This is a genomic window from Streptomyces sp. NPDC007095 (assembly GCF_040634475.1).
Lineage (GTDB): Bacteria > Actinomycetota > Actinomycetes > Streptomycetales > Streptomycetaceae > Streptomyces.
In genome coordinates this window covers 1-18,734 of sequence record NZ_JBEYFS010000228.1, presented here as the reverse complement: position 1 = coordinate 18,734, position 18,734 = coordinate 1, and the positions used below count along the sequence as shown (strand labels likewise).

At 69.9% G+C, this 18,734-nt stretch carries 15 protein-coding genes; 12 read left to right on the top strand and 3 right to left on the bottom strand.

Annotated features, from left to right (window positions below):
• Positions 1 to 426 precede the first annotated feature (426 nt).
• The 5 genes from ABZ656_RS47035 to ABZ656_RS47015 all read left to right on the top strand — a co-directional run bounded on the left by ABZ656_RS47035 (position 427) and on the right by ABZ656_RS47015 (position 6,312).
• A complete protein-coding gene (locus ABZ656_RS47035) occupies positions 427 to 1,233 on the top strand; it encodes an enoyl-CoA hydratase-related protein (RefSeq protein ID WP_101400319.1) in 807 nt (268 codons plus the stop codon).
• Positions 1,234 to 1,334: 101 nt separating this feature from the next.
• Positions 1,335 to 2,516, top strand: a complete 1,182-nt coding sequence (locus ABZ656_RS47030) for a sensor domain-containing diguanylate cyclase (protein ID WP_101400320.1) — start codon at positions 1,335 to 1,337, stop codon at positions 2,514 to 2,516.
• Between the two features lie 99 nt (positions 2,517 to 2,615).
• Positions 2,616 to 4,154, top strand: a complete 1,539-nt coding sequence (gene hutH, locus ABZ656_RS47025; protein WP_360277274.1) for a histidine ammonia-lyase — start codon at positions 2,616 to 2,618, stop codon at positions 4,152 to 4,154.
• 193 nt (positions 4,155 to 4,347) lie between these two features.
• Positions 4,348 to 4,551 (top strand): cold-shock protein, encoded by a 204-nt coding sequence (locus ABZ656_RS47020; protein WP_028803001.1) that lies wholly within the window; start codon positions 4,348 to 4,350, stop codon positions 4,549 to 4,551.
• A 135-nt stretch (positions 4,552 to 4,686) separates the two neighbouring features.
• Positions 4,687 to 6,312, top strand: a complete 1,626-nt coding sequence (locus ABZ656_RS47015) for a DEAD/DEAH box helicase (protein WP_101400322.1) — start codon at positions 4,687 to 4,689, stop codon at positions 6,310 to 6,312.
• 126 nt (positions 6,313 to 6,438) lie between these two features.
• Here ABZ656_RS47015 and ABZ656_RS47010 read toward each other — a convergent pair whose 3' ends face one another.
• A complete protein-coding gene (locus tag ABZ656_RS47010) occupies positions 6,439 to 7,176 on the bottom strand; it encodes a DUF2625 family protein (RefSeq protein WP_101400323.1) in 738 nt (245 codons plus the stop codon).
• Positions 7,177 to 7,211: 35 nt separating this feature from the next.
• Positions 7,212 to 7,592, bottom strand: coding sequence for a cell wall protein (locus ABZ656_RS47005; protein ID WP_360277269.1), 381 nt, complete (start codon positions 7,590 to 7,592; stop codon positions 7,212 to 7,214).
• 110 nt (positions 7,593 to 7,702) lie between these two features.
• On the opposite strand from ABZ656_RS47005, the gene ABZ656_RS47000 reads away from it, so the two are divergent.
• The 6 genes from ABZ656_RS47000 to ABZ656_RS46975 all read left to right on the top strand — a co-directional run bounded on the left by ABZ656_RS47000 (position 7,703) and on the right by ABZ656_RS46975 (position 16,392).
• Positions 7,703 to 8,050: a hypothetical protein gene (locus ABZ656_RS47000; protein WP_101400325.1), complete on the top strand. Its 348-nt coding sequence runs from the start codon at positions 7,703 to 7,705 to the stop codon at positions 8,048 to 8,050.
• Positions 8,051 to 8,331: 281 nt separating this feature from the next.
• Complete coding sequence (locus tag ABZ656_RS46995; protein ID WP_101400326.1) at positions 8,332 to 9,582, top strand: Ig-like domain-containing protein; 1,251 nt, start codon at positions 8,332 to 8,334, stop codon at positions 9,580 to 9,582.
• A 186-nt stretch (positions 9,583 to 9,768) separates the two neighbouring features.
• Positions 9,769 to 11,262 (top strand): ABC transporter permease, encoded by a 1,494-nt coding sequence (locus tag ABZ656_RS46990; protein ID WP_101400327.1) that lies wholly within the window; start codon positions 9,769 to 9,771, stop codon positions 11,260 to 11,262.
• Positions 11,263 to 11,341: 79 nt separating this feature from the next.
• On the top strand, positions 11,342 to 12,025 hold the full coding sequence (locus ABZ656_RS46985; RefSeq protein ID WP_360277264.1) for an ABC transporter ATP-binding protein: 684 nt from the start codon (positions 11,342 to 11,344) through the stop codon (positions 12,023 to 12,025).
• Between the two features lie 233 nt (positions 12,026 to 12,258).
• A complete protein-coding gene (locus ABZ656_RS46980) occupies positions 12,259 to 15,531 on the top strand; it encodes a S8 family peptidase (protein WP_360277261.1) in 3,273 nt (1,090 codons plus the stop codon).
• Positions 15,532 to 15,621: 90 nt separating this feature from the next.
• Complete coding sequence (locus ABZ656_RS46975; RefSeq protein ID WP_101400329.1) at positions 15,622 to 16,392, top strand: antibiotic biosynthesis monooxygenase; 771 nt, start codon at positions 15,622 to 15,624, stop codon at positions 16,390 to 16,392.
• 100 nt (positions 16,393 to 16,492) lie between these two features.
• Here the strand turns inward: ABZ656_RS46975 and ABZ656_RS46970 are convergent, their stop codons facing one another.
• The gene (locus tag ABZ656_RS46970; RefSeq protein WP_101400330.1) at positions 16,493 to 17,383 is read right to left on the bottom strand and encodes a helix-turn-helix domain-containing protein; all 891 of its coding nucleotides are present in this window, start codon (positions 17,381 to 17,383) and stop codon (positions 16,493 to 16,495) included.
• 171 nt (positions 17,384 to 17,554) lie between these two features.
• Here ABZ656_RS46970 and ABZ656_RS46965 point away from each other — a divergent pair, with 171 nt between their 5' ends.
• Positions 17,555 to 18,598, top strand: a complete 1,044-nt coding sequence (locus ABZ656_RS46965; RefSeq protein ID WP_101400331.1) for an NAD(P)-dependent alcohol dehydrogenase — start codon at positions 17,555 to 17,557, stop codon at positions 18,596 to 18,598.
• The last annotated feature ends 136 nt before the right edge of the window (positions 18,599 to 18,734 follow it).

Sequence of the window (18,734 nt, the reverse complement as noted above, 5' to 3'; positions counted from 1 at the left end):
ATTTGGCCGGCATCTATCAACTGTCCAGGGGACTTGGCCCAATGCCTGCGAAGTCTGGTGATCAGGTGAGATGCTCCGCTGCGCGTCACCGGGCCGCGAGGGGGCGGCCGACGACCTCGCCGACGCGGCCGCTGAACCCCCGGAGGGCCCCGTGTCCGTCGGTGTTCTCGACTGCCTCGTCACGTCTGTCGTCGTGCCGTTCGTCATGGTCATCCCTCCCCGATGTGCCGCGCCCCCCGCAGCGCCGGGCGGTGCGCAGGTTATGCGTCTTTTGGGGGCGTGGGGCGGGAGTTGGGCGCGATGTCACTCGAACGGGGAGCGGCGGCCGCAGGGAGGGGAGGGAACGGGTTTCGCCGGGCGGGGGCGGCTGCGATGATCGGAGGCATCGGGAGTTAACCTGCGTTAACCGTTCACCGGGAGGGTGTCATGGCGGAGCAAGGGGACGAGCGGCGGTTCGGGGAGTTCGTCGTCGTACGGCGGCACGGGTACGTCGCGGAGCTCGCCCTCGACCGGCCGAAGGCCATGAACGCCGTGTCCACGGACATGGCCCGCTCCATCACGGCCGCCTGCGAGGCGCTCGGCGGCGAGCGCGACGTACGCGTGGTCGTGCTGACCTCCACCGCCGAGCGCGCCTTCTGCGTCGGTGCCGACCTGAAGGAGCGCAATTCCTTCAGCGATGCCGACCTGGTCCGCCAGCGCCCCGTCGCGCGGGCCGCGTACACCGGCGTCCTGGAGCTGCCGATGCCGACGATCGCCGCCGTGCACGGCTTCGCGCTCGGCGGCGGCTTCGAGCTGGCCCTGTCCTGCGACCTGATCGTGGCCGACCGTACGGCGGTGCTCGGGCTGCCCGAGGTGTCGGTCGGGGTGATTCCCGGAGGCGGCGGTACGCAGTTGCTGCCGCGGCGGGTCGGGGCGGCCCGCGCGGCCGAGCTGATCTTCTCGGCGCGGCGGCTGGAGGCGGATGAGGCGCGGGAGTCGGGCCTCGTCGACGAACTCGTGGAGGCGGGCCAGGACCGCAGCGAAGCCCTCGCGCTCGCCGCCCGTATCGCCGTCAACTCCCCCGTCGGCCTGCGTGCCGCCAAGCGTGCGCTGCGGCTCGGGCACGGGCTCGACCTGCGCGCGGGCCTGGAGGTGGAGGACGCCGCCTGGCGGTCCGTCGCCTTCTCGGCGGACCGTGCGGAGGGTGTCGCCGCGTTCAACGAGAAGCGCAAGCCGCAGTGGCCGGGGGAGTAGTTCCCCACGCTTCCCGGCGCCCTCCGCCCGGTACGGCCACTCGGACCCCTGTTCGCCTCACCAATGTCCCGAATCACCGTAAATATCCCTAGCCTGGAGTGATGGGTGAGGACAGACGGCTGAGGGCCGTGGTGGAGCTGGCGCAGGGGATGGCGGCGGCACGCACCCCGCGCGAGTCCTGGCGGGCCGCGGCGCTCGGTGCCTGCCACGCGCTCGCCGGGAGCTTCGCCGCGCTCTCCGTGTGGGAGCGCGAGCTCGGCCGGCTGCGGGTCCTGGCGAACGTGGGCGAACGCGCGCCGGACGAAGAGGAGTTCCCGGACGGCGAGGCCTACCCCGTGCACCAGTTCCCGGAGATCACCGAGTTCCTGCACGAGCGCTGGGCCGGGGGCGGCGGCCCGAACGCCTGGGTGGAGACCGCCGAGGGGCCGGCGGCGGGTCCCGTCGGCTACTGCCACCTGGGGGCACCTCCCAGCGTCAGCTGGGGGAGGGCCGCCGCCCTGCGCCGGCGCGGCCGGGGCTGTTGCGTCGTCGCCCCGATCGTGCTGCACGGGCGGGCGTGGGGCGAGTTGTATGTGGCCCGCCCGGTCACGGCCCCCGTCTTCGACCGGGCCGACGCGGACTTCGCGACCGTACTGGCCTCCGTCGTCGCCGCCGGGCTCGCCCAGACCGAGCGACTGGAGGAGGCCAGGCGGCTCGCGTTCACGGACGCCCTCACCGGACTCGCCAACCGCCGCGCGGTCGACGTACGCCTGGACGAGGCCATCGAGCTGCACCGGCAGGAAGGCGCCGCGGTCAGTCTCGTCGTCTGTGACCTCAACGGACTCAAGAACGTCAACGACACCCGCGGGCACGCCGTCGGCGACCGGCTCCTGGAACGGTTCGGATCGGTGCTGTCGCTGTGCGGGGCGATGCTCCCGGGCACCCTCGCCGCCCGCCTCGGCGGTGACGAGTTCTGCCTGCTCGCGGTCGGCCCGCCGGCCGACGAGGTCGTCCGCATCGCCGACGAACTCTGCCGCCGCGCCGCCGAGTTGGAGCTGGGGGAGGGGGTGGCGTGCGGGGTCGCCTCGACCGCGGACCCGATCGGTCCGGTGCGCTCGGCGCGACGGCTCTTCCGGCTGGCCGACGCCGCCCAGTACCGCGCGAAGGCCGTACGGGCCGCGAAGCCCGTCGTCGCCGGGCGCGAGGGCCCCGACGACCCGGTCGTGCGTCTCGCCGACGCGCCCTCCCCGGCGCAGGGGGAACGCCGCCGCTTCCGGGGGCGCCACGAGCACCCCCGCCCCTGAGTCCGCGCGGGCGTGTGTGACGTACGTCGAAGTAAGGGGTCAACCGCCCACCCACTAGTGACATCATCGAATTCACTGCGTACGCTCCTGAATATGGATATGCACACTGTGGTGGTGGGGACGTCCGGAGTGACCGCGTCCGACGTTCTCGCCGTGGCGCGCGGCGGCGCCCGGATCGAGCTCTCCGAAGAGGCGGTGGCGGCCCTCGCCGCGGCCCGCGAGATCGTGGACGCGCTGGCCGCCAAGCCGGAGCCGGTCTACGGCGTCTCCACCGGGTTCGGCGCCCTCGCGAGCCGGCACATCAGCCCGGAGCTGCGCGCCCAGCTGCAGCGCAACATCGTCCGCTCGCACGCCGCAGGCATGGGCCCGCGCGTGGAGCGCGAGGTCGTCCGCGCGCTGATGTTCCTGCGGCTCAAGACCGTCTGCTCCGGGCACACCGGTGTGCGGCCCGAGGTCGCCCAGACCATGGCCGACATCCTCAACGCCCGGATCACCCCGGTCGTCCACGAGTACGGCTCCCTCGGCTGCTCCGGCGACCTGGCCCCGCTCTCCCACTGCGCGCTGACGCTGATGGGCGAGGGCGACGCCGAGGGCCCCGACGGTGTCGTACGGCCCGCGGGCGAGCTGCTCGCCGAGGCCGGCATCACCCCCGTCGAACTGCGCGAGAAGGAGGGCCTCGCCCTCCTCAACGGCACCGACGGCATGCTCGGCATGCTGGTCATGGCCCTCGCCGACCTGGAGACGCTCTACAAGTCGGCCGACGTCACCGCCGCGCTCTCCCTCGAAGCCCTCCTCGGCACGGACAAGGTGCTCGCCCCCGAGCTGCACGCCATCCGCCCGCACCCGGGACAGAGCGCCAGCGCCGCCAACATGCTGGCCGTGCTGAAGGGCTCGGAGCTCACCGGCCACCACCAGGACGACGCCCCGCGCGTCCAGGACGCCTACTCCGTGCGCTGCGCCCCGCAGGTCGCGGGCGCCGGACGCGACACCCTCGCGCACGCCCGGCTCGTCGCCGAGCGCGAGCTCGCCTCCGCCGTGGACAACCCGGTCGTGCTGCCCGACGGCCGCGTCGAGTCGAACGGCAACTTCCACGGCGCCCCGGTCGCCTACGTCCTCGACTTCCTCGCCATCGCCGCCGCCGACCTCGGCTCGATCGCCGAGCGCCGCACCGACCGGCTGCTCGACAAGAACCGCTCGCACGGTCTGCCGCCGTTCCTCGCGGACGACGCGGGCGTCGACTCGGGCCTGATGATCGCCCAGTACACCCAGGCGGCGCTGGTGAGCGAGATGAAGCGCCTCGCCGTACCGGCGTCCGCGGACTCCATCCCCTCCTCCGCCATGCAGGAGGACCACGTCTCGATGGGCTGGTCGGCCGCGCGCAAGCTGCGCACCGCCGTGGACAACCTCACCCGTATCGTCGCGATCGAGCTGTACGCGGCCACCCGGGCGATCGAACTGCGCGAGGGCCTGACCCCGGCCCCCGCCTCGCAGGCCGTCATCAGGGCCGTCCGCGCGGCCGGCGTCCAGGGCCCCGGCCCCGACCGCTTCCTCGCCCCGGACCTGGAGGCGGCGGACGCGTTCGTGCGCGGTGGTCAGGTGGTGGCGGCGGTGGAGCCGGTGACCGGACCGCTGGCCTGACCGGAGCACCGCGGGGCCGCCGCTGTCACAGCGGCGGCCCGAAGTGTGCTACTGTCTCATTGATACGTTTTTGGTACCCATTTACTTTGTGCGCCTGATCGGAATCCTCCGCAGGCGCGTTTTGTTTTACCGGCATCTCCGGCTTTTCCCGGTGCATCTCCGGATTGGGGCCCTACCTATTCAGGAGAAAAACATGGCAACTGGCACCGTGAAGTGGTTCAACTCGGAAAAGGGCTTCGGCTTCATCGAGCAGGACGGCGGCGGCCCCGACGTCTTCGCCCACTACTCCAACATCGCCAGCTCCGGCTTCCGTGAGCTGCTGGAGGGCCAGAAGGTCTCGTTCGACGTCGCGCAGGGCCAGAAGGGCCTGCAGGCGGAGAACATCATCCCCGCCTGATTTCGGGGACGCGCTTTTCCAGAGCCGGGGCCCGCACCTTCGGGGTGCGGGTCCCGGCTCGTGCTGTGAGTGCTTGTCAGTTGCGAGCGCTGTGCGTGCAGTCCGTGGGGCCCAGGAAGGAAATCCAGATCCAGCATGACTCGATCCGAACGTCCCGTCCGTAAGCGGCCGGCAAACGCACGCGGTGGCGCCCAGACCGGCGGCTTCGCGAAGGGCGCGGGCCGCGGCGGCGGCCGTGGCACCGGCAAGGGCCCGGCCCGCAAGGCCGTGGCGCCGCAGGAGTTCTCCCTGCCCGAGACCATCACCCCGGCGCTGCCCGCCGTCGACTCGTTCGACGCGCTCGACATGCCGGCCGCCCTCACCAAGACCCTTGTCGCGCAGGGCGTCACCGAGCCCTTCCCGATCCAGGGCGCGACGCTGCCCAACTCCCTCGCCGGACGCGACGTCCTGGGCCGTGGCCGCACCGGCTCCGGCAAGACGCTCGCCTTCGGACTCGCCCTGCTGGCCCGTACGGCGGGTCGCCGGGCGGAGTCGAAGGCGCCGCTCGCGCTCGTCCTCGTCCCCACGCGCGAACTCGCCCAGCAGGTCGACGACGCGCTCACGCCGTACGCCACCGCGGTCAACCTGCGCGTGGCCACGGCCGTCGGCGGGATGTCGATCGGCCGGCAGGCCGGCACGCTGCGGCGCGGCGCCGAGGTGCTCGTGGCCACCCCCGGGCGGCTCAAGGACCTCATCGAGCGCGGCGACTGCGTCCTCGACCAGGTCGCGATCACCGTCCTCGACGAGGCCGACCAGATGGCCGACATGGGCTTCATGCCGCAGGTCACCGCACTGCTCAAGCAGGTCGAGCCGGGCGGTCAGCGACTGCTCTTCTCGGCCACGCTCGACAAGAACATCGACCGGCTCGTGAAGATGTTCCTCACGGACCCCGTGGTGCACTCCGTCGACCCCTCGGCGGGTGCGGTGACCACCATGGAGCACCACGTGCTCCACGTCGCCGACGAGACCGACAAGAAGGCCGTCGCCCTGCGGATCGCGGCGCGCGACGGCCGGGTGATCCTCTTCGTCGACACCAAGCGCGGCGCCGACCGGTTCACCAAGCGGCTGCTCGCGAGCGGTGTCCGGGCGTCCGCGCTGCACGGCGGGCGCAGCCAGCCGCAGCGTAACCGCACCCTGGACCAGTTCAAGAACGGTCAGGTCACCGCGCTCGTCGCCACCAACGTCGCGGCGCGCGGCATCCACATCGACGACCTCGACCTCGTGGTCAACGTCGACCCGCCGACCGACCACAAGGACTACCTGCACCGCGGCGGACGCACCGCCCGGGCCGGTGAGTCCGGCAGCGTCGTCACCCTCGTACTGCCCGAGCAGCGGCGGGAGATGACGCGTCTGATGGCGGACGCAGGCATCACCCCGCGCACGGCACGGATCGCGTCCAGCGACGAGGAACTCGCCCGCCTCACCGGCGCCCGCGAGCCCTCCGGCGTCCCGGTCGTCATCGAGGTGCCGCAGCCGGCCGAACAGCCGAAGAAGCGGTCACGGCCGCGGGTCGGAGGCGGGGCGAGGCGCCCGGCCGGAGCGGGTTCGGGTTCGGAGTCGCAGGGCCGTCAGCCGCGGCGTGCCGCCGGCGGTACGTCCGGTGGCGGCACGGGCGGCGGTACGGGGGGTGCGGGTCGCTCCGGTGGCCGTGGGCGTGCCCCGCAGCAGCAGCGGCGTACGGAGCGTGGCGGGCAGGGCGGCGGCGGACGTCGCGCGGCGTAGCCTGGTTCGTTCGTATTTGCGGGCCGGGGGGGCTGGTCGCGCAGTTCCCCGCCCCCCCCCGCGCCCCCGCGCCCCTGGGGCGCGGAGCCGTGAGGCGGCCCCGCGTCCCACAGGTACAGGAACTTCTCAGTAGTCGAAGTTGCCCAGGAAGCCCGGGTCGATCTTGTCGAGTTCCAGGCCCGTGCCTCGATGCAGATCCATGAGATCCGACATGTGGACGGCGCGGCGGCGGGCCGCGGGAAGGTCGCGGCGGTTGGCGGCCGTCCACAGGACCGGATCGAAGGTGATCCCGTGGGACCCCGGCATGGGCCCCGTCTCGGCGCGCCAGCCGGGCCAGCGCAGGGTGTCGTAGAACTGCTCTATGCCGCCTTCGTCCAGGAGCCAGCTGAGCCAGTCCGCGTGGCCCACGCCGAGCGCGTCCCAGCGCAGCGAGTCCGGCGCGAAGTACAGCACCTCGCCGGGACCGCCGGGGCGGTTGGCCTGCGCGGGGTCGGGTCCGTTGACCACGAAGACGCCGCCGAGGACGTCATGGGCGATGACGAGGCCGCCCTCCGGCCGCCACGCCGGGTCGAACCGCTCGGGGAGGTCGTTGATCTCGGCGAAGCTCGGCGTCCCCGCAGGCGCGTCGTCGTCGGGGCTGCCGTAGATGCGCAGCCAGCCGCTGTCCAGCAGCACCCCGCCGCAGTTGAGCACGAAGGAGCCGAGCCAGGAGCGCGCGGTGAGTTGCAGTTGCAGCAGGGATCCACGGGCCTGCGCCGGGTCCACCGGCAGCACATCCATGGACACCCTGCTGTTGGAGATCGCCTCGGAGAGGAGCGGCCACGCGGGCTCCTCGACATCAGTCAGCTCGGTCAGGTCTCGCATGGGTATCCCGTGGGTTCCGGGCCGGAGCGTCGCGCTCAGAAGGCCGCCGTGCGCTCCCGGCGCACCGAGTAGGTCACAAAGCCGGCGCCGAGGCCCAGGAAAAGGGTTCCGCCGAAGACGTACGGCGTCGTGTCGACGCTTCCGGTATCGGCGAGCCGGGTTCCGCTGTCGTGCGACCCGGTGGTGTCGGAGCCTGTGTCGTTCGCTCCGGCGTCGCTCGCATCGGCGACGCCCGACTGGGTGTCGCTCGACTCCGTGGACGCCTGCACCGCGGTTCTCGACGTCGTGTTCGTCGACATGTTGCTGTGCTGAGCAGGCTTTTCCGGGGTCGCGTTGGCGGACGGGACGAACCACAGGACCCCCAGAAGGGTTCCTGCTGCGGTGGCGGTCAGCAACGAGCGACGAGCGGCGGACACGTAATATCGATCCCCTTGTGGCGCTGGCGAATTGGCCGTGTGGGCCGATGCTAATGAAAGGCGCGGGTCGTGGGAAAGTCGCGGGAGCCACGGGCCGTACGCTCCGTCTCATGAGTACTCCTGAGACATCACGATTTGTCCGGCTTCGTGTGGAGCTGGTGTTGGAAGTCGACGACGCGGACGCCGTCACCAAGGCCGCGTTGCGCCGCATCGCGGACGACTCCGGTATGCCGGCCGACGAGCGGACCCACGCCGAGAACGCAGTGACGGAAGACACTGCCGAGGCCCTCGCGTATCTCGTCGACCCGTTCGACCTGGTCAGCGAGGTACCCGGGGTCGACCTCGCCCAGGCTTCCTGGAGCAGCGAGCCGATCGACTACGACCCCGATTCGCCGGAATGGGACCTCGACGAGGATGATGGCGGCGAGGATGACGACGAGGAAGTCGGAGTCGGCTGACGCCTCTTGGGGAAATCGTGACCCCGGGTGGCAACCGCTGCCCGGGGTTTTTCGTCTCCGACGACGCACCGGCCACCTCCGCACCAGAAATTCGGTCCGGCTGCCGGTAGCCACTCGATCGGGGTCCGGCGGCCCGGGCCGATTCGGTTGACGCCGTCGATCGACGTGGTGTTACCCACACCTCGGAAGTATGTGGAACGGGACGAACCGTTCGTAGCGTTGATGGTTTGAACGGGGCTTATGTGGTTCCAGGTGATTCGGCAACGATGGAGAAGCGTGTGATGACGGACAGTAAGCGGCGCAAGGGTCTGATGGCCGCGTCCGCACTGCTCGGCGGAGTGCTGGTGCTCTCTGCGTGCAGCAGCGGGAACGGCAGCAAGGCCAGTGCCTCGGACGGCGAGACCTCGCAGGCCCAGGCCGACGCGGCGGCGGCCAAGAAGAGCTCCCAGGCCCAGATCAAGATCACGCCCGCGGACGGTTCCGACAACGCCTCCATCAACAACGCCGCGGCGGTCATCGTGAGCAAGGGCACGCTCACGGCCGTCACCATGACGACCGAGTCGGGCACGCCGGTGTCCGGTCAGATATCCGCCGACAAGAAGAGCTGGAAGCCCGCCTCCCAGCTCGAGCGGGCCACCACGTACAAGGTGGCCGCCGAGGCCACCGACTCCGCGGGCCTCGTCGCCCACGAGAACGCCTCGTTCACCACGGTCTCCCCGGCGAACAGCTTCATAGGCAACTTCACGCCGGAGGACGGCTCCACCGTCGGCGTCGGCATGCCGGTCTCGATCAACTTCAACAAGGCGATCACGAACAAGGCCGCCGTGCAGAAGGGGATCACCGTCTCCTCCAGCAGCGGCCAGGAGGTCGTCGGCCACTGGTTCAACGCCAACCGCCTCGACTTCCGTCCCGAGAACTACTGGACCGGCGGCTCCACCGTCACCCTCAAGCTCAACCTGGACGGCGTCCAGGGCGCGAGCGGTGTCTACGGCGTGCAGCAGAAGACGGTCACCTTCAAGATCGGCCGCAACCAGGTCTCGATCGTCGACGCCCAGACGAAGACCATGAAGGTCACGCAGGACGGCAAGACGATCAAGACGATCCCGATCTCCTCGGGATCCCCGGAGCACAAGACGTACCAGGGCCAGATGGTGATCTCCGAGAAGTTCAAGGAGACCCGGATGAACGGCTCGACGGTCGGCTTCACGAAGACCGACGGCAAGGGCGAGTACGACATCAAGGACGTGCCGCACGCCATGCGTCTGTCGAACTCCGGCACCTTCATCCACGGCAACTACTGGGGCGCGAAGTCCATCTTCGGCGCGGTGAACACCAGCCACGGCTGTGTGGGTCTGTCCGACACCAAGGGTGCGAACGACCCGAACACGCCCGCGGCCTGGTTCTACGAGCACTCGCTGATCGGTGACGTCGTGGTCGTCAAGAACACCGGCGACAAGACCATCGCCCCGGACAACGGCCTCAACGGCTGGAACCTGAGCTGGTCCGCCTGGAAGGCCGGCTCGGCAGCCTGACATCCCGCTCCACCCTCCCCTGTTCGCCGATGGCGGCGGTGGCCCCTCACGGGCCGCCGCCGCCATCGGCGTTCTCACAGCCTTCAGGGACCGCCCACAGGTGAATTCCCGTGCTGCCACAGCCTTCTCATCCTTCTCTTATGCGGGGCTTATCCCGCCATCACGCGCCGTACCTAGCTTTCCGCCATGTTCTTCACCTACCTGAGGCGCGAACTGCGCCGCCGCAGGAAGGCGGCGCTCGTCGTCGCCTCCGGACTCGCCCTGGGCATCGCCCTGGTCATCGTGGTCAGCTCCGTGTCGTCCGGCATGGAGAAGGCGCAGGGCAAGGTCCTCCAGTCGCTGTACGGACTGGGTACGGACATGACCGTCACCAAGGCGGCGGCGCCGGCGACGAGCACCAGCCAGCGTCCGCGCTTCAACTTCGACGCGAACGACAACGGCTCCACCAAGGAGCAGAGCAGCGACCGCGTCATGGTGCAGGGCTTCCAGACCCTGGCCGCCTCCACGGTCACCAAGGTCGACTCCCAGAAGGGCGTCGCGGACTCCGTCGGCGGGCTGAGCCTCCAGGTCATCAGGATCAACGGCCAGTTCACGCGGGGTCAGTTCCAGCAGAACCGGAACAGCGGCACCGGCCAGGGGGGCGGGCGCCCGAACGCCCAGCAGTCCCCGCAGGGCCGTGTCGAGGGCGGCGGCGCCAACTTCGACGTCAACAACTACTCGGTGTACGGCACCGATGTCACCAAGCCCGCCCTCGGCCCGCTGACCTCCTCGAAGATCACCAGCGGTCGTACGTTCAAGACGTCCGAGACCGACACCAAGGTGGTCGTCGCCGACGTCTCGTACGCCAAGGAGAAGAAGCTCAAGGTCGGCTCCACCGTCACCATCAAGAGCGTCAAGTACAAGGTCATCGGCATCGCCACGCCCGACAGCGGTGACGCGGCGGCCAACCTCTACATCCCGCTCAAGCAGGCGCAGACGCTCAGCGGCTCCAAGGACAAGGTCACCACGATCTACGTCAAGGCGTCGGACTCGCAGCAGATCTCCAGCGTGAAGAGCACCATCCAGAAGAACATCTCGGGGACGACGGTCACCACCTCCGCCGATCTCGCGTCCACCGTCTCCGGCTCCCTCTCCACGGCCTCCAGCCTCGCCTCCAACGTCGGTAAGTGGCTGTCCATCGCGGTGCTCGTCGCCGCGTTCCTGGTCGCCGGTCTGCTCACCTCCTCCGCCGTGTCGAGGCGCGTGCGCGAGTTCGGCACCCTCAAGGCGCTCGGCTGGAAGTCGGGCCGGGTGACCCGGCAGGTCGTCGGCGAGGCCATGGTCAACGGTCTGGTCGGCGGCGCCCTCGGTATCGCGATCGGCCTCGCGGGCGCCTATGTCGTCACCGAGATCAGCCCCACCCTGCAGGCGCAGGTGGGCGGTTCGGGCGGCGGCGGAGGCCAGGGCGGCCCCGGTGGCGGTGGCGGCTTCGGCGGTCCCGGTGGCGGTGGCGGCTTCGGCGGTCCCGGCCGGCAGGCCGCGGCCAAGGCCCTCGACGTCGCGCTCACCGCGCCCGTCAGCCTCGGCACCATCGTCGGCGCGGTGGCCCTCGCCGTCACCGGCGGTCTGATCGCCGGCGCCTTCGGCGGCTGGCGCGCCTCCCGGCTCCGCCCCGCGGACGCCCTGCGCCGCGTCGAATAGGCCCCAGCCCCCTTCGAGGGGGTGCCCGTTGTCGCCCGCCGTACCGGGCACCCCCTTCACCTCATCCAGGAGTTGCACCATGTACGAACTCAGAGGCGTCACCAAGCGCTATACCCGGGGCAAGGAGACGATCGACGCGCTCGCCGGGGTCGACCTGACCATCGCGGACGGCGACCGGCTCGTCATCCAGGGACCCACCGGTGGCGGAAAATCCACCCTTCTTCAGATGCTCGGCGGTCTCGACCGGCCCACCACGGGCAGCGTCGAACTCGACGGTACGGACATGGCCAAACTGTCCGAGGCGAAGCTCACCAAAGTGCGCAGCGAGAACATCGGATTCGTCTTTCAGAGCTTCAACCTGATTCCCACGCTCACCGCCCAGGAGAACGTGGAGACCGCCCTGGTACCCCTCGGTGTGAAGGTGAAGGAACGGCGGCAACGGGCCGCCGACGCGCTGGAGTCGGTGGGGCTCGCCGAGCGGCTCGGGCATCTGCCCGCCGAGCTCTCCGGTGGCCAGCAGCAGCGTGTCGCCATCGCCCGCGCCCTGGTCAAGCAGCCGAAGGTGCTGCTCGCCGACGAGCCCACCGGCAACCTCGACGAGTCCATGCGCGACGAGATCATGGAGGTGCTCGAGGCCATGTGGAAGGAGCACGGGCTCACTTTCATCATGGTCACGCACGATTCCGCGATCGCGAAGAAGGCCCCGCGCCTCGCGACGATTCGCAAGGGGAAGATCTCGGTCAAGGAAAACGCGGGTGCTTAAAGAAGTGCAAAAGGAGCGTGCGGGAGCTTAGCGGAACAACTCCGTCAACTCTTCACTCTCGCCCCGCTATTGAGAGGGCGATCACCCCCCGGGCATACTTGCGTATTCCGGGGGGTGTACGTGCATGCGTACGAGGCTTCCCCCGACCGGATGAACGGGGATTCGTCCGGACCTGATCTCCAGGGGGAGACTTGCGCAGACAAGTGAAAAGAGCGTGCGCTGCGAGCATCGCCATGGCGGCGTCCGTGGCGCTGGCGGCGGGTATGACCAGCCCGGCGTCGGCGCGGGCGGAGCAGCGCACGGCGGGCGTGTCCGCGGCCGGGAAAGCGGCCGGGATCACGGCCAAGCACCGCATCACCCTGATCACCGGTGACCGGGTGGTCGTCGACGCCAAGGGGCGCGTCGTCGGCTTCGAGCGGGCCAAGGGCCGCGAGCACGTGCCCGTGCAGATCCGCAAGGCCGACGGCCACACCCTGGTGGTGCCGGCCGATGCCCAGGCGCTCATAGCCGGCGGCAAGCTCGACCGGCGGCTCTTCGATGTCACCGAGCTCAACAAGGCGGCGGTCCGCAAGTCCCAGCAGCGGGGCCTGAAGGTGATCGTCGGCTACCGGGGAGCCGCGGCGGCCGCCAAGGCCGACGTCCGCGAGGCCGGCACGCTCCGCAGGAGCCTGAAGGCGCTGAACGCGGACGCGGTGCAGACGCCGCAGAGGGACGCGGCCGAGCTGTGGTCCGCGGTCACCGACGACGGGAAGACGGCCTCCGGCATCGCGCACGTCTGGCTGGACGGCGTCCGCAAGGCGAGCCTCGACAAGTCCGTGCCGCAGATCGGCGCCCCCACGGCATGGGCGGCCGGATACGACGGCAAGGGCGTCAAGATCGCCGTCCTGGACACCGGCGTCGACGCGAGCCACCCGGACCTCAAGACCCAGGTGATCGAGTCCAAGAACTTCTCCTCCGCCGCCGACGCCACCGACCACTTCGGCCACGGCACCCATGTCGCGTCCATCGCGGCGGGCACCGGCGCCAAGTCGGGCGGCAAGTACAAGGGTGTCGCGCCCGGCGCGAAGATCCTGAACGGCAAGGTCCTCGACGACACCGGCAGCGGCGACGACTCGGGCATCCTCGCGGGCATGGAGTGGGCGGCCGAGCAGGGCGCCGACATCGTGAACCTGAGCCTGGGCGGCCAGGACACCCCCGACATCGACCCGTTGGAGGCCGAGGTCAACAAGCTCTCGGCCGAGAAGGGCATCCTCTTCGCGATCGCGGCGGGCAACGAGGGCCCCGAGTCGATCGGCTCGCCCGGCAGCGCGGACGCCGCGCTCACCGTCGGCGCCGTCGACGGCAACGACAAGCTGGCGGACTTCTCCAGCACCGGCCCGCGCGTCGGCGACGGCGCCATCAAGCCGGACGTCACCGCGCCCGGCGTGGACATCACGGCGGCGGCTGCCCCGGGCAGTCTCATCGACCAGGAGGTCGGTGAGAAGCCCGCGGGCTACCTGACCATTTCCGGTACGTCGATGGCGACCCCGCATGTCGCGGGCGCCGCGGCCATCCTCAAGCAGGAACACCCGGACTGGACGTACACCGAGCTCAAGGGTGCGCTGACGGGCTCCGCGAAGGGCGGCAAGTACACGCCGTTCCAGCAGGGTTCGGGCCGGATCGCCGTCGACAAGGCGATCAAGCAGACCGTGATCGCCGACCCGTCGTCGGTGAGCTTCGGCGTCGCGCAGTGGCCGCACACCGACGACACGGCGACGACCAAGCAGCTGACGTACCGCAACCTCGGTACGAAGGACGTCACCCTGACCCTGGCGATCTCCGCGACCAACCCCAAGGGCCAGGCGGCTCCGGCGGGCTTCTTCGCGCTCGGCGCCAAGACGGTCACCGTCCCTGCGGGCGGCAAGGCCGCTGTCGACGTCACCACGAACACGAAGCTCGGCGGCACCCTCGACGGCGCGTACTCGGCGTACGTGTCGGCGAGCGGCGGCGGCCAGGCCGTGCGCACGGCCGTCGCGGTCGAGCGCGAGACGGAGTCGTACGACGTCACCGTCAAGTACGTCAACCGTGCCGGTGAGACGCCCACGCACCTCACCGACCTGGAGGGCTACTCCGGCCTCGGCGAGGCCCGGGACTACACGTCGCAGAGCACGGCCGACACCGCGACCCTGCGTGTTCCCAAGGGCAAGTACGTACTCAACTCCCTCTTCGTGAAGGACCTGGTCGAGGCGAAGGGCGGGGTCGACTGGCTGATCCAGCCCCGGCTGAGCGTCACCAAGAACACCACGCTGACCCTCGACGCCCGTACCGCCAAGGGCGCCGACATCACGGTGCCGGACGCGGGGGCGAAGCCGCTGTCGGCACTCGTCAACTACTTCGACGACGTCACCGGCACCGGCACCGGCATCGGCCTGGGCTCCTTCCAGGACGTGCGTGTGGCGCACGTCGGCCCGGCGGTCTCCTCCGGCCTCTTCCAGAGCTGGTCCGGACAGTGGAGCAAGGGCGCGGGCGCCGAGTACGACACCTTCACCGGTACCAAGACCACCGAGCTCCAGGGCGCGCACGTCAAGCACTACAAGGCGAGCGAGCTGGCCAAGGTGAAGGCGAACCTCGGGGCCGCGGCCTCCGGCAAGACGGGCGCGGTCACCGCGTACGGCTTCCTGCCCGACGACGACAGCATGAGCGTCGGGGTCAGCCAGAAGCTGCCGTCCTCGCGCACGATGTACGTGTCGACCGGTGAGAAGGTCCAGTGGGCGTTCGACTTCGAGCAGGACGCCGGCGTCGACGCCACCGGGACCCCGGTCATCGAGGCCTACTACACGGACGACTACCCGCAGATCCTCAAGGCGGGCAAGAGCTACACGAGGACGTACAACACGGCCGTCTTCGGTCCGAAGATCAACGCGGACTTCGGCGTCTTCCGGGACGGCAACAGCATCGCGGGCTACCTGCCGCTGTTCGCCGACGGGAGCGGTCACCCCGGCTCCTCGCTGTACACCTCGGTGACGACGACGCTGTACCGCAACGGCGCGAAGGTCGGCTCGAACGACGACCCGCTCGTCGGGATGAAGGAGTTCAAGGTCCCGGCCGCCGAGGCCACCTACAAGCTCACGACCTCGGTCAAGCGCACGGTGAAGGTCGCCGCGGCCTCCACACGGATCGATGCGAGCTGGACCTTCAAGTCCAAGAAGGCCGACTTCGCGAAGCTGCCCACCTCCACGGTCCGCTTCAACGCCACCACCGGCCTCGACAGCCGTGTCGCGGCCGGCAAGACGGTCACGATCCCGGTCTCCGTGCAGGGCTCGGCCGCGGGCAAGAACCTCAAGTCGCTGTATGTGTACGTCTCGTACGACTACGGCCAGACCTGGAAGATGCTCAAGGTCGAGAACGGCAAGATCACCGTCAAGAACCCGGCGAAGGGGAAGGGCATCTCCTTCCACGCGAAGATCACCGACAAGCAGGGCAACAAGTCGACGGTCTCGATCTACAACGCGTACTACGGAAAGTGATCCCGTAGCGCGGCCATGTGAAGTGTGCCGATAGCGAACGGCCCGGCGGAAGAGCAGCTTCCGACGGGCCGTCCGTGTTTCCGTGGGCCCATGACCACCCAGACCGTGGAGTACGTCCGGTACCGCATTCCCGCGGAGAAGTCCGCGGAGTTCCTGGCCGCCTACACCCGGGCCGCGGCCCAGCTCGCCGCGTCCCCCAGTTGCGTGGACTACGAGCTGGCGCGCTGCGAGGAGGACTTCGAGCACTTCGTCCTGCGCATCACCTGGACCTCGACCGAGGACCACGTCCAGGGCTTCCGGAAGTCGGAGCTGTTCCCCGGCTTCTACGCCGAGATCCAGCCCTACATCCCCTACATCGAGGAGATGCGCCACTACACGCCGACGGTGGTACGGGGCGTGGGCGCGTCGGTCCCCACCCTCTACGCCTGGGCCGGAGGCGCCGAGGCCTTCGCCCGCCTCACCGGGGCGTTCTACGACAAGGTCCTCAAGGACGACGTCCTCGCACCGGTGTTCCAGGGTCTGGCCCCCGAACACGCGACCCATGTCGCCCTCTGGCTCGGCGAGGTCTTCGGCGGGCCGCCCGCCTACTCCGAGACCCAGGGCGGCCATGGCCACATGGTCGCCAAACACCTCGGCAAGAACATCACCGAGGTGCAGCGCCGCCGGTGGGTCAACCTGCTCCAGGACGCGGCGGACGACGCGGGCCTGCCCACGGACGCCGAGTTCCGCTCCGCCTTCCTCGGCTACGTCGAGTGGGGCACACGCCTGGCCGTCCACTTCTCCGCCCCCGACGCGACCTCTCCGGGGGACCAACCGGTACCGAGGTGGACGTGGGGAGCGGCCCCGCCGTACCAGCCCTGACCGGGGCTTTCAGGGGCGTGGGGAACTGCGCGAGCAACCCCCCGCCCGCCCGCAGGCGAAGAACGTACAACAGGCGAAGAACGTACAAAGAGGGCCGGGGCTACTGGGGCGTCGTCGCGCCCGCGCGGGTCGCGTCCGTGCCCCAGCTGGCCAGCAACCGCAGCGCCTCCGCCGAGGCGGACCCCGGCTCCGCGTGGTAGGTGATCAGCGACTGCTCGTTGTCGTCGGGCAGCCGGAACGACTCGTACTGGAGGGAGAGATCGCCCACCAGCGGATGCCGCAGCCGCTTCACCCCGTGGCTCTTCTCCTTCACGTCGTGTGTGGCCCACAGCCGCCGGAAGTCCTCGCTCTTCACCGAGAGCTCGCCGACCAGCGACGAGAGTCGCGGATCGTCGGGGTGGCAGCCCGCGTCCATGCGCAGCAGGCAGACGATGTCGATCGCCTTCTGCTCCCAGTCCACGAACAGATCGTGGTATTCGGGCTTCAGGAACACCAGCCGCGCCCAGTTCCGCTCCTGCGGTGCCAGCTCCGACCAGTCACCGAACACGGCCGCCGCCATCCGGTTCCAGGCCAGGATGTCCGTACGCCGCCCGCCGATGTACGCGGGGATGCCGTCCATCGAGTCCAGCAGCTGCCGCAGCGCACCCCGTACCTGCTGCGGCCGCGCCGACTGCTTCTTCTTGTGAGCCTTGGGCTTCGCGAGGTGGGTGAGATGCGCGTGCTCGGCATCCGTCAGCCGCAGGGCGCGGGCGATCGCGTCGAGTACCTCCGCCGACACGTTCCGTCCGTTGCCCTGTTCCAGGCGCGTGTAGTACGCCACGGACACCCCGGCCAGCTGCGCCAGCTCCTCGCGCCGCAGCCCGGGAACCCGGCGGTGGCGGCCGAAGTCGGGCAGCCCCACGTCCTCCGGCTTCAGCCGGGCCCGGCGGGTGCGCAGAAACTCGCTGAGCTCGGCACGCCGGTCCAGGGGCGGGGAGGGCTGTTCGTCCATACGTCCAGTATTCACGGTCGTACGCCGGTGAGCCTGACCCCGCCAGTAGTAGGACCAGCGGACGTACGCAAAGCCGTGACCTGGGTGAAGGCTCCGCCGTGAGGCAGGCTGTAGAGCGTGCCCGGCGGAAGGCAGCCGGGCGCACGACCACTCCTTAGGAGAACCCCCGGCATGACCACTGTTGCTGCGTACGCCGCTCCCGCCGCCAAGGCTCCGCTGGAGCGCACCACCATCGAGCGCCGGCCGGTCGGCGAGTTCGATGTCCTGATCGACATCAAGTTCGCCGGTATCTGCCACTCGGACATCCACCAGGCCCGTGAGGGCTGGGGCGAGGCGATCTTCCCGATGGTGCCCGGTCACGAGATCGCCGGCATCGTCGCCGAGGTCGGCTCCGGCGTCACCAAGTTCAAGGTCGGCGACCGCGTGGGCGTCGGCTGTCTGGTCGACTCCTGCCGCGAGTGCGAGAACTGCAAGGCGGGCCTGGAGCAGTACTGCACCGGCAGCGGCGGCGTCGGCACGTACAACGCCCTCGACAAGAACGGCGAGCCGACCTACGGCGGCTACTCCGAGAAGATCGTCGTCGACGAGAACTACACCGTCCGCATCCCCGACGGCATCTCCCTCGACGTGGCCGCGCCGCTGCTCTGCGCCGGCATCACCACGTACTCCCCGCTCAAGCACTGGAACGCCGGCCCCGGCAAGAAGGTCGCGATCCTCGGCATGGGCGGCCTCGGACACATGGGCGTCAAGATCGCGGACGCGCTCGGTGCCGAGGTGACCGTCCTGTCGCAGTCCCTGCGCAAGAAGGACGACGGGCTGAAGCTGGGCGCCGACCACTACTACGCCACCAGCGACCCGAAGACCTTCGAGGAGCTGCGCGGCACCTTCGACCTGATCCTGTCGACCGTGTCCGCCCCGCTGGACCTGGACGCCTACCTGTCCCTGCTGAAGACGGACGGCGCCTTCGTGAACGTGGGCGCTCCGGAGGAGCCCGTCAAGCTCAACCTCTTCTCCGTGATCGGCGGCCGCAAGACCCTCGCCGGTTCCGGTATCGGCGGCATCCAGGAGACCCAGGAGATGCTGGACTTCTGCGCCGAGCACGGCTTCGGTGCCGAGATCGAGCTGATCAGCGCGTCCGAGATCAATGACGCCTACGAGCGGGTGCTGGCGAGCGACGTCCGCTACCGCTTCGTGATCGACACCGCCACCATCTAGTGCCGCATCAGGCAACGTTCGCCCCGTCGCGACGCCCGGCACCTCATCGACTCGTACGACGACGGCTTATCAACTCCTACGACGACGGCTCATCGCCGCTTCGGCACCGGCACCCGCACCAGGTCGTGCGCCACGG

What these genes read in the sequence shown, in the direction of transcription:
- ABZ656_RS47035 (WP_101400319.1), top strand. Translation starts at nt 427, where the DNA reads ATGGCGGAGCAAGGGGACGAGCGGCGGTTCGGGGAGTTCGTCGTCGTA.
- ABZ656_RS47030 (WP_101400320.1), top strand. Translation starts at nt 1,335, where the DNA reads ATGGGTGAGGACAGACGGCTGAGGGCCGTGGTGGAGCTGGCGCAGGGG.
- hutH (WP_360277274.1), top strand. Translation starts at nt 2,616, where the DNA reads ATGCACACTGTGGTGGTGGGGACGTCCGGAGTGACCGCGTCCGACGTT.
- ABZ656_RS47020 (WP_028803001.1), top strand. Translation starts at nt 4,348, where the DNA reads ATGGCAACTGGCACCGTGAAGTGGTTCAACTCGGAAAAGGGCTTCGGC.
- ABZ656_RS47015 (WP_101400322.1), top strand. Translation starts at nt 4,687, where the DNA reads ATGACTCGATCCGAACGTCCCGTCCGTAAGCGGCCGGCAAACGCACGC.
- ABZ656_RS47010 (WP_101400323.1), bottom strand. Translation starts at nt 7,176, where the DNA reads ATGCGAGACCTGACCGAGCTGACTGATGTCGAGGAGCCCGCGTGGCCG.
- ABZ656_RS47000 (WP_101400325.1), top strand. Translation starts at nt 7,703, where the DNA reads ATGAGTACTCCTGAGACATCACGATTTGTCCGGCTTCGTGTGGAGCTG.
- ABZ656_RS46995 (WP_101400326.1), top strand. Translation starts at nt 8,332, where the DNA reads ATGACGGACAGTAAGCGGCGCAAGGGTCTGATGGCCGCGTCCGCACTG.
- ABZ656_RS46990 (WP_101400327.1), top strand. Translation starts at nt 9,769, where the DNA reads ATGTTCTTCACCTACCTGAGGCGCGAACTGCGCCGCCGCAGGAAGGCG.
- ABZ656_RS46985 (WP_360277264.1), top strand. Translation starts at nt 11,342, where the DNA reads ATGTACGAACTCAGAGGCGTCACCAAGCGCTATACCCGGGGCAAGGAG.
- ABZ656_RS46980 (WP_360277261.1), top strand. Translation starts at nt 12,259, where the DNA reads ATGGCGGCGTCCGTGGCGCTGGCGGCGGGTATGACCAGCCCGGCGTCG.
- ABZ656_RS46975 (WP_101400329.1), top strand. Translation starts at nt 15,622, where the DNA reads ATGACCACCCAGACCGTGGAGTACGTCCGGTACCGCATTCCCGCGGAG.
- ABZ656_RS46970 (WP_101400330.1), bottom strand. Translation starts at nt 17,383, where the DNA reads ATGGACGAACAGCCCTCCCCGCCCCTGGACCGGCGTGCCGAGCTCAGC.
- ABZ656_RS46965 (WP_101400331.1), top strand. Translation starts at nt 17,555, where the DNA reads ATGACCACTGTTGCTGCGTACGCCGCTCCCGCCGCCAAGGCTCCGCTG.